Annotated in this window: 14 protein-coding genes; 9 read left to right on the top strand and 5 right to left on the bottom strand. The window is 36.4% G+C overall.

The window, feature by feature from the left end:
• Window positions 1-36: 36 nt before the first annotated feature.
• Window positions 37-1,374, bottom strand: a complete 1,338-nt coding sequence (locus ACNFU2_RS02185) for a M20/M25/M40 family metallo-hydrolase (RefSeq protein ID WP_418123523.1) — start codon at window positions 1,372-1,374, stop codon at window positions 37-39.
• A 121-nt stretch (window positions 1,375-1,495) separates the two neighbouring features.
• Here ACNFU2_RS02185 and ACNFU2_RS02180 point away from each other — a divergent pair, with 121 nt between their 5' ends.
• The 5 genes from ACNFU2_RS02180 to ACNFU2_RS02160 all read left to right on the top strand — a co-directional run bounded on the left by ACNFU2_RS02180 (window position 1,496) and on the right by ACNFU2_RS02160 (window position 7,041).
• Window positions 1,496-2,689 (top strand): pyridoxal phosphate-dependent aminotransferase, encoded by a 1,194-nt coding sequence (locus ACNFU2_RS02180; protein ID WP_172283312.1) that lies wholly within the window; start codon window positions 1,496-1,498, stop codon window positions 2,687-2,689.
• 12 nt (window positions 2,690-2,701) lie between these two features.
• Window positions 2,702-5,641 carry an insulinase family protein gene (locus ACNFU2_RS02175; protein WP_418123521.1) on the top strand — a complete coding sequence of 980 codons (2,940 nt, stop codon included), beginning with the start codon at window positions 2,702-2,704 and terminating at the stop codon, window positions 5,639-5,641.
• A 149-nt stretch (window positions 5,642-5,790) separates the two neighbouring features.
• A complete protein-coding gene (locus ACNFU2_RS02170; protein ID WP_172283316.1) occupies window positions 5,791-6,423 on the top strand; it encodes a peroxiredoxin in 633 nt (210 codons plus the stop codon).
• A 61-nt stretch (window positions 6,424-6,484) separates the two neighbouring features.
• On the top strand, window positions 6,485-6,790 hold the full coding sequence (locus ACNFU2_RS02165) for a thioredoxin family protein (protein WP_172283318.1): 306 nt from the start codon (window positions 6,485-6,487) through the stop codon (window positions 6,788-6,790).
• A 2-nt stretch (window positions 6,791-6,792) separates the two neighbouring features.
• Window positions 6,793-7,041: a DUF6952 family protein gene (locus tag ACNFU2_RS02160; protein WP_027375263.1), complete on the top strand. Its 249-nt coding sequence runs from the start codon at window positions 6,793-6,795 to the stop codon at window positions 7,039-7,041.
• A gap of 123 nt (window positions 7,042-7,164) precedes the next feature.
• Here the strand turns inward: ACNFU2_RS02160 and ACNFU2_RS02155 are convergent, their stop codons facing one another.
• The 4 genes from ACNFU2_RS02155 to ACNFU2_RS02140 form a co-directional block, all read right to left on the bottom strand.
• Window positions 7,165-7,533, bottom strand: a complete 369-nt coding sequence (locus ACNFU2_RS02155) for a VOC family protein (protein WP_418123517.1) — start codon at window positions 7,531-7,533, stop codon at window positions 7,165-7,167.
• A 133-nt stretch (window positions 7,534-7,666) separates the two neighbouring features.
• Window positions 7,667-8,353 (bottom strand): Bax inhibitor-1 family protein, encoded by a 687-nt coding sequence (locus ACNFU2_RS02150; protein WP_345988903.1) that lies wholly within the window; start codon window positions 8,351-8,353, stop codon window positions 7,667-7,669.
• A 33-nt stretch (window positions 8,354-8,386) separates the two neighbouring features.
• A complete protein-coding gene (locus tag ACNFU2_RS02145; RefSeq protein WP_418123515.1) occupies window positions 8,387-8,839 on the bottom strand; it encodes a peptidylprolyl isomerase in 453 nt (150 codons plus the stop codon).
• 24 nt (window positions 8,840-8,863) lie between these two features.
• The gene (locus tag ACNFU2_RS02140; RefSeq protein ID WP_418123514.1) at window positions 8,864-9,898 is read right to left on the bottom strand and encodes an acyl-CoA reductase; all 1,035 of its coding nucleotides are present in this window, start codon (window positions 9,896-9,898) and stop codon (window positions 8,864-8,866) included.
• A 59-nt stretch (window positions 9,899-9,957) separates the two neighbouring features.
• Between ACNFU2_RS02140 and ACNFU2_RS02135 the strand changes: the two genes are divergently transcribed.
• The 4 genes from ACNFU2_RS02135 (at window position 9,958) to ACNFU2_RS02120 (ending at window position 13,829) form a co-directional block, all read left to right on the top strand.
• Window positions 9,958-10,308, top strand: coding sequence for a 4Fe-4S binding protein (locus tag ACNFU2_RS02135; RefSeq protein WP_048510542.1), 351 nt, complete (start codon window positions 9,958-9,960; stop codon window positions 10,306-10,308).
• 121 nt (window positions 10,309-10,429) lie between these two features.
• Window positions 10,430-11,494: a 3-phosphoserine/phosphohydroxythreonine transaminase gene (serC, locus tag ACNFU2_RS02130; protein ID WP_306611988.1), complete on the top strand. Its 1,065-nt coding sequence runs from the start codon at window positions 10,430-10,432 to the stop codon at window positions 11,492-11,494.
• 122 nt (window positions 11,495-11,616) lie between these two features.
• On the top strand, window positions 11,617-12,582 hold the full coding sequence (locus ACNFU2_RS02125; RefSeq protein ID WP_306611986.1) for a D-2-hydroxyacid dehydrogenase: 966 nt from the start codon (window positions 11,617-11,619) through the stop codon (window positions 12,580-12,582).
• Window positions 12,583-12,584: 2 nt separating this feature from the next.
• On the top strand, window positions 12,585-13,829 hold the full coding sequence (locus tag ACNFU2_RS02120; RefSeq protein ID WP_273647798.1) for a DUF1015 domain-containing protein: 1,245 nt from the start codon (window positions 12,585-12,587) through the stop codon (window positions 13,827-13,829).
• Window positions 13,830-13,881: the final 52 nt, after the last annotated feature.

Genomic DNA, 13,881 nt, shown 5'->3' with positions numbered 1-13,881 from the left:
TAAGTCGCCTAAATCAGGGTTTTTAAGCCAATAAGATTATTTTGCAATAGCGGGTATCACCGGTACACTTACGTTTCCGCTTGTATTCACGGTTTGTACTGCAAAAATATAGTTGTCTTTTGAGAGCGGGATTTTCAGTGAAAGCTCCTTGGTAAATATTTTCTTCTGCCACAAGGGATTATCTGTTTCTCTCACTAACACATAGTAACCTGCAGCCAGTCCCGATTTTGGTTTTTTCCAATGCAGAACAGTAGAGTTGGTAAGTTCTTTAACTTCTATTTCAACCTGCTCGGGCTTTGATGCAGATTTAGCAAGACTGGCTAATACAGCAACGTTGGCAGCTACATTCTTTCGTAAATAATTAAAGTCAATAAACTCAGGAAGATCACCATATTGCTTATTATTTTCTTTTCTTATATCCTGATGCTGATGATCATAATTTTCATAATATTCCGTCAATCTTACAGAAGGAAATCCATAGTTCACAAAGCTCGAATGATCTCCTCCACGTAAAAACCTGTCATTTCTGTAGATCAGCTTTACTTCAAGTTTTTTCACATATTTTTCAGCAACCTCCTTAATGTATCTCGCTAACTGACGGGATTCGCCATCATTTTCCAAGCCCAGATTTCTTAATCCCAAAGCTTTTTTATCCAGGTCAGCATAAGGCAATCCTTCACTGAACACCCGCAGTGTGTAATCATTGATTTCACCAGTCTCTCCCGCTTTGGCATTTCCTATCATATCATTATTCAAAACAGCTTCTAATTGCACATTCTCCTTTTTCATTTTCTCTGCCAGTAATTTAGAACCAAGCAGCGACTGTTCTTCTCCGGAAAAAGCAACGAAAATAATAGATGCCGGAAACTTGGATCTGCTGAGAACCCTTGCCGCTTCTATCACAGCACTTACTCCACTTCCATCGTCATTTGCCCCTGGAGCAAACGATGTCCTGTTCATTACATCCGTAACACGAGAATCTAGATGTCCTGAAATCAGGAAAACCCTTTTGTCATCAGGGTCAGTCCCCCTTAAAAAAGCACACGCATTCCCAAGATTAGTCACCTGATCTACCCTTTTTCCATCCGGCTGAATATCTTGCTGCTGCAAATAAACTTCCATTCTTCCCCCTGAATTTTTTGCAAATTCTTTAAACTTACTTAAAACCCAGGTCCTTGCCGCTCCTATCCCATTTTCCGGATCATTTATCTTGCTTAACGTATGTCTTGTATTAAAACTTACAAGACTGTTGATATAACTTTTCAGGGAATCTGAGTTTACCTCGGAAACATATTTTTTTATTTCACCGTCTTTTTCAGGTATTTGTGAAAAACCTATAAACGGAATCAACAGCAGAAGAACAGAATATTTCATAAGATTAAATGTAAGATGATTTAAATATACAAAACGTACAGCTTGAGAAGCTTTTTTTATTTTAATATTATATTTAAATTAAGTTTTATTATATATTTTTGTTACAATACAAAAATATTACATGGACAAACTTTCAGATAGAGTAAAAAGACTTGGATACTCGCAGACTTTTGTAATGTCTAATAAGGCTAGAGAAATGAAAGCCAACGGAATAGACGTTATCAGCTTAACACTTGGCGAACCGGATTTTGATGTTCCCGACAATATAAAACAAGCGGCTTTTGATGCCATTAATCAAAATTACAGTCATTACTCGCCTGTTCCGGGCTTTCTGGAGCTTCGTGAAGCTATTGCATATAAATTAAAAAGAGATAATCATTTAGAATATAAACCTACACAAATATGTGTTTCCAATGGTGCCAAACAAGCTATTTTAAATGTTCTGGCTGCCATCATCAATGACGGAGATGAAGTGATCCTTCCAACACCGTATTGGGTAAGTTATGACGAAATGGTAAAAATGATGGGCGGAAATTCCGTTATGGTTCCAACCTCTTATGTAACTGATTTCAAAATCACTGCCGAACAGCTGGAAGAAGCGATTACAGATAAAACCAAAGCTGTTTTATTCAGTTCACCTTGTAATCCTTCCGGTGGATATTACACTTACGACGAATTAAAATCCCTGGCTAAAGTCATTGCTAAATACCCTCATGTCACTGTGATTTCTGATGAAATCTACGAGTTTATCAACTATGAAACTAAAACAGCATCTATTGCCCAGTTTCCTGAAGTATATGAGCAAACAGCCGTAATCAACGGAATGTCCAAAGCTTTTGCGATGACAGGCTGGAGAATAGGATATTCCGCATGTCCTGAATGGTTGGCGAAAGCTTGTGAAAAAGTTCAGGGGCAAATGACCAGCGGAGCCAATACAATGGCCCAGAGAGCTTCTATTACTGCTCTGAAAACAGATCCTTCAGAATACAGATACATGATTGATGCCTTCAAAAAAAGAAGAGATCTTGTCTATGATCTGATCACTGAAATCCCGGGATTCAAGGTTCTTTTGCCTAAAGCAGCCTTCTATTTCTTTCCGGATATTTCTTACTATATAGGCAAAACTTTGAACGGAACCGAAATTAAAGATGCTGATGATTTTGCTATGTTTATTTTAGAAAATGCCCATGTAGGATGCGTTGGCGGTGTTTCCTTTGGAAGCCCTGAATGCATCAGATTCTCTTATGCTGCATCAGAAGATGATCTAAGAGAGGCCATGAGAAGAATCAAGGAATTATTAGAAAAATTTAACTAACAATACCAACCGATGAATTTATTAAAGAGAATCACTATTGCAACAAGCATTGCAGCAGCTAGTTTTACGGGCTATGTTCATGCACAGGATTTCCAGTGGAAAGAAGCTAAGGCCAACGGTTATACTTACCGATATGTAACCAATGACCCAACCGCCGCAAGATATTATAAACTGAAAAACGGCTTAACTGTTATTTTAAGTCCAACCAAAAAGGACCCAAGAATCCAGACGTATATTGCTACCAAAGCAGGAAGCAAAACCGACCCTGCTGACCATACAGGTTTAGCCCATTACCTTGAACACATGCTTTTTAAAGGTACCGACAAGTTCGGATCCAAAGACTGGGCAAAAGAAAAACCTCTGCTGGATCAGATCGATGCATTGTATGAAAAATACAATCAGACAAAAGATGAAGCCAAGAGAAAAGAGATCTACAAAGAAATAGACAAAGTATCCGGCGAGGCAGCGAAATATGCCATTGCCAATGAATATGATAAAATGATGTCAGGAATGGGAGCAGATGGCACCAATGCTTTTACATCATTTGAACAAACGGTGTATACGGAAGACATCCCTTCAAATGTTACCGATAAATTCTTAGCTGTTCAGGCAGAAAGATTCAGACAGCCCATTTTAAGGCTTTTCCATACGGAGCTGGAAGCAGTTTATGAAGAAAAGAACCGCGGCCTGGATAATGATTCAAGAAAAGTTTATGAAGCGATGTTCGCAGCCATATTTCCAAATAACAATTACGGGAAACAAACTACAATCGGAACCGTTGAACACTTAAAGAACCCTTCCCTAAAAGCAATCAGAGAATATTTTAACAATTATTATGTTCCTAACAACATGGGAATCATCATGTCTGGAGATTTCAATCCTGATGAAATGATCATTAAAATCGATAAGGAATTCTCCTATATGAAACCTAAGGAGATTCCTGCTTACACTGTTGGGCAGGAGCAGCCTATTACTGCACCGATCACTAAAGAAGTATTTGGCCCTAACCCAGAAAACATCACGATAGGCTTCAGATTTCCGGGGGCGACAACAAGAGATGCCAGACTTCTGAATCTGATAGGAAGCATGCTAACCAACGGGCAAGCGGGACTTATTGACCTTGATCTTGTGAAAAAACAAAAATTATTAGCCGCCTATGCTTTCCCTTATGTTTTAAAAGACTACTCTGTTCTCTTCCTCCAAGGAAACCCTACAGAAGGTCAATCTTTAGATCAGGTTAAAACATTGTTACTGCAGGAGATTGATAAATTAAGAAAGGGAGAATTCTCTGATGATCTTATACAATCTATCGTAAATAACGAAAGGAAGAATATCATTCAGAATAATGAAAAATACTCTTCAAGAGCAAGTACTTTAATGGATGAGTTCACTTCTGATATTGACCACAAAGCAGCTTTGGAATATGTAGAAGAGATATCGAAACTTACTAAAAAAGATATCATGGACTTTGCTTCCAAATATCTTCAGGACAACAATTACGTTGCCATCTATAAGAGAAAAGGAGAAGATAAAAACATTGTAAAAGTAGATAAGCCTACAATTACTCCTGTTTCTGTAAACAGGGACGACCAGTCTCCTTTCCTGAAAAAGATCAACGAAATGCCTGAGTCGGCCATCGCACCGGTTTGGCTGAATTTCGATAAAGACATCGCAAAAAATAAATTAGGCGGCATCGATGTTCTTTCTGTAAAAAATACAGATAATGAATTATTCAGGCTGTATTATCACTTCGATTCAGGAAAATGGAACAACAAAATGCTTCCTTTGGCAGCAGAATACCTTCAATACCTCGGAACCAAAAATAAATCGTCCGAAACCATCAGCAAGGAATTCTATAAACTTGCATCAAGTTTCAGCGTAGGCGCCGGAAATGAGGAAACCTATGTAACCATAGAAGGTCTCAACGAAAATTTTGATAAAACATTAGCTTTATTCGAAGACCTGATCAAAAACTGTGAAGCTGACCAGGCTGCTCTAGATTCTTATAAAGCAAGATTGAAAAAAGCGAGAGCCAATGCAAAACAGAATAAAGGCAGCATCATGGCTGGATTGAGAAGCTACGCACAATATGGCCCTCAAAATCCATTTAATAATGTATTGACAGATGCAGAACTTGATGCCTTAAAAGCAGAAGACCTGATCAAAATACTTCACGATTTGTTCAACTACAAACACAAAGTATTGTATTACGGTCCGAAATCCGGAAGTGAAGCCGTTGCATCCCTCACTCCCATCCACAAGCTTCCGGCTACCTTAAAAGATATGCCGAAGTCTAAAACTTTCACCCAGGTGCCAACAGATAAGACCAAAGTATTATTTGCTCATTATGACATGGTTCAGGCTGAAGTTTTCTGGGTAAGAAACGGAGAGCAATATAATGCAACGATTACTCCTACGGTAAGCTTATTCAATAATTATTTCGGAGGTGGAATGGGATCAATTGTATTCCAGACCATAAGAGAATCCAAAGCCCTGGCTTATTCTACTTATTCTTACTTCTCTCTTCCAAGCAAAAAAGAAGATAAAGATATGATTACTGCTTATGTAGGAACTCAGGCAGATAAATTCAATGAGTCCACTACAGCGATGAATGAGCTTCTCACTACTTTACCGCAGTCTCAACAACTATTTGAAACAGCTAAAAGTGGTTTAAAGAAATCTATCGCTTCGGAAAGAATCACCCAGGACGGAATCATCTTTACTTATTTAAGAGCTCAAAAGCTGGGCAATTCTACTGATATCAGAAAGAATGTTTATGATCAGGCTCCTAAACTGTCATTCGCAGACATTAACAGTTTCCACGATAAGGAAATGAAAGGTAAAAATTTCACCTACTGTATTGTAGCATCTCAGGACAAAGTAAATGAAGCCGACATGAAAAAATTAGGAGAGGTAAAAAAACTCAACTTAAACGAAATTTTCGGTTACTAAATATAATGAAAAAGCTCTGAATTCAGAGCTTTTTTCTTTCTATCGGTTTGAAAACAATTATAGATTTTATTAATCGATTTACATTTGTTTGATAGACAAATCATTCCTATATTTGCAACAGAAAATTTAAATATAAAAACAGAAAAATTATGTCTTTAGTAGGAAAAAAATTCCCGAATCTAACAATCGATGCGATGTCTGAAATGGGTGATGATTTAAGAATCAACATTTTTGAACAAACGACTAAAAATCAAGAGAAAGTTATCTTATTCTGGTATCCAAAAGATTTCACTTTTGTTTGCCCTACAGAGCTTCATGCTTTTCAGGATGCTTTAGGTGAATTTGAAAAAAGAAACACTAAAGTAATCGGAGCTTCATGTGATACTAACGAAGTACACTTTGCATGGTTGAACACTGCAAAAGACAATGGAGGTATCGAAGGTGTAACTTACCCTCTTTTAGCTGATACTCACAGACAATTAGCAAACATCCTAGGAATTGTAGATCAGGATTTCGAATACGATGAAGAAGGAAATGAAAGCTTTACAGGTTCTAATGTAACTTACAGAGCAACATATCTTATCGACGAAACAGGAAAAATCTTCCATGAGTCTGTAAACGATATGCCACTTGGAAGAAACGTGAAAGAATATTTAAGACTAATAGATGCTTATACTCACGTTCAAAAGCATGGAGAAGTTTGTCCTGCAAACTGGGAAGAAGGTAAAGAGGCTATGAAAGCTGACAGAAATTCAACCGCTGAATATTTAGCTAAAAACTAAAAATAATAATGGGGTTTGAATTTTCAGACCCCATTTTTTTTAAATTAAAATCACAACAATTATGTACACAGAGTTAACAGAAGATACATTACAGAATATAGTAAACGATAATGAAAAGGTAGTCGTTCAATACGGTGCTACATGGTGCGGAAACTGCAGAATTATGAAACCAAAGTTCAAAAAACTGGCTTCTGAAAATGAAGCAATTCCATTTCTTTATGTAGACGCTGAGAAATTACCTGAAAGCAGAAAACTGGCTAAAGTAGATAATCTTCCTACGTTTGCGATCTTTAAAAACGGAGCGCTTGTTAACCAGGTTCAATCCAATCAGGCAGAAAGTTTAATTAACCTTTTCAACGAATTATAATTATGAAGTTACCCGTAATCAGACAATTTTATCAGAATCAGACCCCTGAAAACCTGGAAAAGACCCTTGAAGTATTGGAAAGCTTCAGTGAATTCAGAGGAACAAGTGAAGAAGATTTAAATGTAGCAGGAGAGCTTATTACCAATATCTGTGGAGCGTTAGAAGTTCATGCTAATGTTCAGAACGGAATGAGCGAAAAAGATGCTTTAAACTCTTTTGCACAAAAGGTATTAGGATCTATAGATAAATAGTTTTAATTTATTTTAAAATTAAAAGATTAAAGTATTTAAAGATTAGATCACCTGATGTCTAAATACTAAAAATCCCGATGATAATACATCAGGATTTTTTTTAGTTTACAGCCTTTGACAATATCAATCACGCTGTTTAATAATAAAAACCGTCCCTGCAGGATCTGTGATCCAATGCATATTATCAGGGATTTTTTCAAATTCATCACATGTTTCTACATGATGATTCTTGAGATGAGATATCGCTGCCGGTACATCAGGCACATTAAGCTCAAGCCATGTTTCGGAATGGGTATAATTATCCACACAATCAAGCCACACTGTATTCCCGCCAAACTTCACTTCGTGAGTTCTTGATACTGTAGGGTTGTCGATAGACTTCTCTTCAACCTCCATTTTGAGAATATCTTTATAAAAAGAGATCGTTTGTTCGTATTTGTTTTTAGGAATTTTTATGGCAATATTAATTCCTCCTTCAAATTTTGTCTCCATAATCAAGTTTTGGTATTAAGTTGTTGCGCCCAAAATACAAAAAAATTGACATCCTGTATTTTTTAAGGCTTTGATATACTAAAAGATCCCGATGCATAACATCGGGATCTTTCAAATATATTGTGTTGATTATTTAGCTTCTTCTGCTCATCAGGATGCTTAAAACATACCAGAATAAAAGCATGATTGAAGCGAAAAGTTGAAGAGCCGCACCTACATATTGATCTGTAGCATAAGAATCCTTAAGTTTACTTGTCTGGTATAGAATGGTTGCAGAAGCAAGAATCACCATACCTACAGAAAACCAAAGTCCAAGATTGAACCCGAAAATCATTCCGGCTACAATAAGGCCAATTGCTATAAATCCACCAATCACAATGATGTTTCTCAGGAATGAAAAGTCCCTTTTGGAGGTAAATGCTACGGCCGATATACCAGCAAACATAGCGATGGTTAACATAGCCGCCTGAAAAATAACATTAGGCCCAGAGTATACCATTGCAATATAAATCAAAGGCAGGAAAATAACAGCTTCCAATAAAACATAAAATCCAAGCCCTAAATATTGTGTTGATTTGCTTTGCGACAACGACCATTTAGCTGCCAAAACGGAAGCAAGCCAGAAAACACCGATAATCAATAACCATGCATACTTCTGAGCAAACATCATAAAAATCAGCTCCTGTGGAACTGTTTTCAATAAGATCGTTTCAACTCCAATAAAAGCAAGGATAGAAAGCGCAACATGCAAATAGGTTTTTTTGTAAAAAGCAGCCTTCTCTACATCGGTAGACTGTGCTACTAAAACGTCTTTAATCATAATTTATATTTTCTTTAAATATAATGAATTTATTTATTTTTTCTCGACAGGTTTTACTCCAATAATCCTGCCATCTTCCTCAAATAAAACAGTAATGAGATCTTTTGGCAAAGGGGATTTATCATCAGAATATTTATACTGAATAAAAGGATAGCTTACTCCATCCATCAACGTCTGATGACCTGATTTAAAGACTTCAGCTTTTTTCTCCAGCTGAATCCCGTCTTTAAGCTTCTGCAATACCTTATCAGTCACGATGGTCTTTACCTTTTCAGAAAGTAAACCATCGATTGTTGCACGATCAGCAGAAGTTTTCAGAGCCTGTATAAATGCAAAATACTTTTCATTATATAATGCAATTTTATCCTTATCAAGCTCTACTGTTGATTCCTTTCTGTTGTCATTTTGAATTTTTAAGCCTACCACTTTTTGTGAAAATAAAAATGACGCGGTAAAGAGGCTTATGGTAAAAAGCAATTTTTTCATACTATGAGATTTGGTGGCTTAAAGTTAGACTATTTCCAGGAACTTCATGGTATCCACATTATCTGCATATGTATTCAATCCCGGATTCTGGGCTTCTCCAAAACGAATAGAGTCTAATCCTAATTCATCTTTAGCCACAATACATTGGATATTTTCTTCATTTTCCGCAATAAAATTTCTCACTTCATCCATTGAAGAATACCTGCTGAAATTGATAACAGAAAGAGGACTGAACAATTTATCGTCTTCTTTTAACATCACAAAATTATTATCCCAGAACTTATCCTGGTTCAATAGATAAATTGCGCGGTTATAATCATAATTATTAGCATACTTATGATGATTGATGATATCTTTATGATCGATAAAACTTTCAAAAAGCCTGTCGATCAGGAAATCTTCAGGAATTAAAATCCTCGTGACATTTCTGCAACCTAATCCGAAATATTGGAAAATATCATTCGCGAGAAGCTTAAGCTCTTCTTCTGTTTCATCTCCTTTCAGAACAGCAACCGATGTCCTGTTTTTACGAATGATATTCAGGTGATTTTTAAAGTAGTATTCCAGGTATCTCGCGGTATTATTGCTTCCTGTAGCAATTACAGCATCAAAATTGTCTAATCTTTCAACAAATTCGTACTCCACGTTATTATCAGAAAATTCCTTCCATTTTTTTAATAAAAAAGGAATTATATATTGATCTTTTGACGATAATTTGATCACCGGAATATGATTACTTAATACAACAGAGATCACATCGTGCCAACCTACAAGAGGAATATTTCCTGCCAGGATAAGCCCTACCCGCTTTGAAGTTTCAGATGCAGAATAGTCTTTAAGCCAATCTTTTATATTCGTTTCGGCAAGCAATTCAGCCCATTGCCGGAAAGCAAATTTCTGATTATCAATAGTAAACCACGGGTTCTCTATTTCCGACTTTCTCAACAATAATTCAAATTCAGAATCACTTTCGTTGAACTCCTCCGTACTTTTTGCTAAATACGCTCTTATATAATCACTTAGTTTAATAAGTCCTAAAACTTGATTTTCGATATTCATAATTACTGCAAAATTGGGGAATATTTTGTAATTTTGTGCAAATTTAAAAAAAATTAGCGATGGCTATTAAAATAACTGATGAATGCATTAATTGCGGAGCCTGTGAACCGGAATGCCCGAATAATGCAATATATGAAGGAGCCGTAGACTGGAAAGCTTCCGAAGGTACTGAGTTAAGTGGTACTGTAACATTGCCATCAGGATTAACGGTAGATGCGGATGCACCTCAGGAACCTGTAAGTGATGATGTTTATTTTATTGTTACTGATAAATGTACAGAGTGTAAAGGATTCCACGAAGAACCACAATGTGCTGCAGTTTGTCCTGTAGATTGCTGTGTTCCGGATGAAGATCATGTAGAATCCGAAGAAGCACTACTAAATAAAAAAGCGTTCTTACACGGTGAATAAAAAATGCCGTCTCATCAATTATGAGACGGCTTTTTAATTATAATTTCTATAAATCTATTTTAAGAATATAAAGTGAAACCACAGGTTCTAAAAACACCTGTACAACCAAAAAAATAAAAATATGAGCAAAAAGCACAATTTCAGCGCAGGACCATGTATCTTACCAGAAGAGGTATTTCAAAAATCAGCAGAAGCTATTCTTGATTTCAACGGTATCGGGTTATCTATTCTTGAAATTTCTCACAGAAGTAAGGATTTTGTTGCGGTGATGGACGAAGCACGTGCCATTGTAAAAAGGCTGATGAACCTGGGTGATGATTATGAAGTATTATATTTAGGTGGTGGTGCTAGCTTACAGTTTGCAATGGTTCCATACAACCTTATGAAAGTAGGTGGTAAAGCTGCTTACCTGGATACAGGAACTTGGGCTGCCGGAGCTATAAAGGAAGCTAAAAAAGTAGGAACTGTAGATGTTGTAGGTTCTTCAAAAGAGGAAAATTACTCTTTCATCCCAAAAGACTATACTGTTTCTTCAGATTATGATTACTTCCATTGCACATCCAACAATACTATTTATGGAACTCAGATGAAATCGTTTCCCGAAGTGGATACATTGATGGTTTGCGATATGAGCTCAGATATTTTTTCAAGACAACTGGATTTTACTAAATTCGATTTAATCTATGCCGGAGCTCAGAAAAACATGGGACCTGCAGGTGTAACACTGGTTGTTGTAAAAAAAGAAATCCTGGGAAAAACAGGAAGAGAAAACATGCCTTCTTATTTTGATTATGAACAGCACATCAGTAAAGAATCAATGTATAATACACCACCGGTTTTCCCGGTATATGCGTCTTTATTAACACTTCAGTATCTTGAAAGAAACGGAGGAATTGCAGCAGCAGAAAAAAGAAATGAGGCTAAAGCTAAACTTCTTTACGACGAAATAGATAACAATCCTTTGTTTGAAACGTTCTGTGTAAAAGAGGATCGTTCACTAATGAATGTTTCTTTTAGATTAGTCGATGAGTCTAAAAAAGAAGCTTTTGATAATGCATGGAAAGCAGCAGGAATCAATGGGTTAAACGGACACCGAAGCCTTGGAGGTTACAGAGCAAGTCTATACAATGCCTTGCCTATTGAAAGTGTTCAGGTTCTTGTTGATGTCATGAAATCCATTAAGTAATTGAGGTATTAAAAAATTGAAGAATTGAAAGATTATAATGCTAATTATAATTTTATTAATTTGCGAACCAATTTTAAATATTTAAATTTTTCAAATCTTTAGATTTTTAAATAAAAGAAAGTATGAAAGTTTTAGCTAACGATGGAATTTCCAAAGCAGGAGAACTGGCTTTAAAAGAAGCTGGAATTGAAATTCTGAACAACCGTGTTGCGCAGGATCATGTCATCAATTTTATTAACGAAAATAATGTTGATGTTCTACTGGTAAGAAGTGCCACCAAAGTAAAACAGGATCTTATTGATGCCTGCCCGGGTTTGAAGATCATTGGAAGAGGCGGGATCGGAATGGATAATATTGATGTAGAATATGCCAAAAGCAAAGGAATACAAGTCATCAATACCCCTACAGCTTCTTCTAAGTCAGTAGCCGAGCTGGTATTTGCCCATTTCTTTTCCTTAGCAAGGTTTCTTCACGAATCGAACAGATTAATGCCTTTGGAAGGAGAAACTCATTTTGATGCAATGAAAAAGTCATTCAGCAATGCCTATGAGCTTTCGGGAAAGACATTAGGCGTGATTGGTTTTGGAAGTATTGGTCAGGAAGTAGTGAAAATGGGAATTGCATTAGGAATGAAGGTTAAGGTATTGACGAGAAAACCTAAAACAAAGACCCTTTCGTTATCTTTTTTTGACGGACAAACCCTGGATTTTGAAATTACATCTACCAACGATTCTGATTCTTTCTATAAGGACACTGATTTTATAAGTATCAATACTCCTAAAACCAATGAATATATTATAGACACCGATCAGTTCGAGAAAATGAAAGATGGTGTTTATATCGTAAATACTGCAAGAGGTGGGGTAATCAATGAAGTTTCCCTTCTTGATTTCATTGAATCCGGAAAAGTGGCGGGAGCTGCACTGGATGTTTTTGAAAATGAACCTACTCCTGAACTGATCTTACTGATGAATCCATCTTTGTCTCTTTCTCCTCATGTAGGAGGCAATACAGTGGATGCCCAGGAAAAGATCGGGGCAGAACTTGCAGAACAAATTATTAAGCTACAAAAAGAAACTATAAAATAAATATGCCTGTTTTTAAACCATTTCGCGGAATTAGACCTCATAAAGATCTTGAGCAAACTTTTCCTACCCATCCATTAGACAATTTCACCCAAGAGGAAATTGCAGAAAAAGCTCAGGTTGAAAATACTTACATCAATATGATAAAGCCCTATGTTGTAAGTAAATCAAAAGATATTGACCGGAACCTAAGGAAGATCCGTTCTACGTTTGAAGAACTTCTGGAAGAGAAAAAACTCGTTCAGGACAGTTCTGCATACTATCTTTATGAACAGATCTACCCCAACAAACAGGTTTTCAGAGGATTACTTGGTCTAACAAGTCTTGAAGATTTTTGGAACGGAAAAATCAAAAGACATGAAAGTACCATCCCCCAGAAGAAGGAAAAGCTGGCACATTATCTTGAAAAAGTAAACTTACAGGCAGAACCGGTACTTCTTACCTACCCTGCCAATTCCAAAGTGGAGCTTCTTATGAACCATGAGGAGAAAAACGTGCCGATCTTCAACCACGTTGACTCTAAAGGGATCAGACACAAAATCTGGAGAATAGACAACCGTCTTAAATTACAGCAATTCAAGGAGGTCATCGAGCAGATAGATTCTTTTTATATTGCCGACGGTCACCACAGAATTGGTTCCACAGCATTGAATGCAAAGCATCAGAAAGATAAAAATAAAAGACACAACGGTACTGAAGCCTATAATTTTGTATTCAGCTTTATCGTGTCCAATCAGTCCATTAAAATCCATGATTACAACAGAATTGTAAGTGATATTAACGACTTATCTGCTGACGATTTCTTAAAACAGCTTGAACATTATTTCCTGATTCACGAAAAAGAAGAAACCCCATACTACCCTTCTCAGAAATTCCATATTTCGATGTATCTGGACGGTAAATTTTATTCGCTGCACGTGAAGCATGACCTTCGTTCCCAGGAAATGTCATTGGATAATCTTGACCACCATTTATTGGACAAATACATCTTTAAAAACATATTGAAGATAGAAGATCCTGATAGTTCAGATAAAATTTCCTATGTAAAGGGAACTTCCAATCTTGAAGGTATCACTATTCTAAAAGAGAAAATAGACAACGGTGAAGGACGAGTAGGTTTTGGAATTTATCCGGTAAGTTTTAACGATATGATTAAAATTTCAGATCTTAAATTGAGTATGCCTCCAAAATGTACATTTATTGAACCGAAATTGGTTACAGCACTCTTAATGTACGACATGAAACCTTAAATTATTTCCTTTTTTTTCCTACTTTTATGCACGGAAAAGAAAAGGTAAATCA

This window comes from Chryseobacterium sp. PTM-20240506, from assembly GCF_048296755.1.
Taxonomy (GTDB): domain Bacteria; phylum Bacteroidota; class Bacteroidia; order Flavobacteriales; family Weeksellaceae; genus Chryseobacterium; species Chryseobacterium proteolyticum.
Note: the sequence above shows the minus strand (reverse complement) of the source record. Positions and strands in the feature narration are given on the sequence as shown.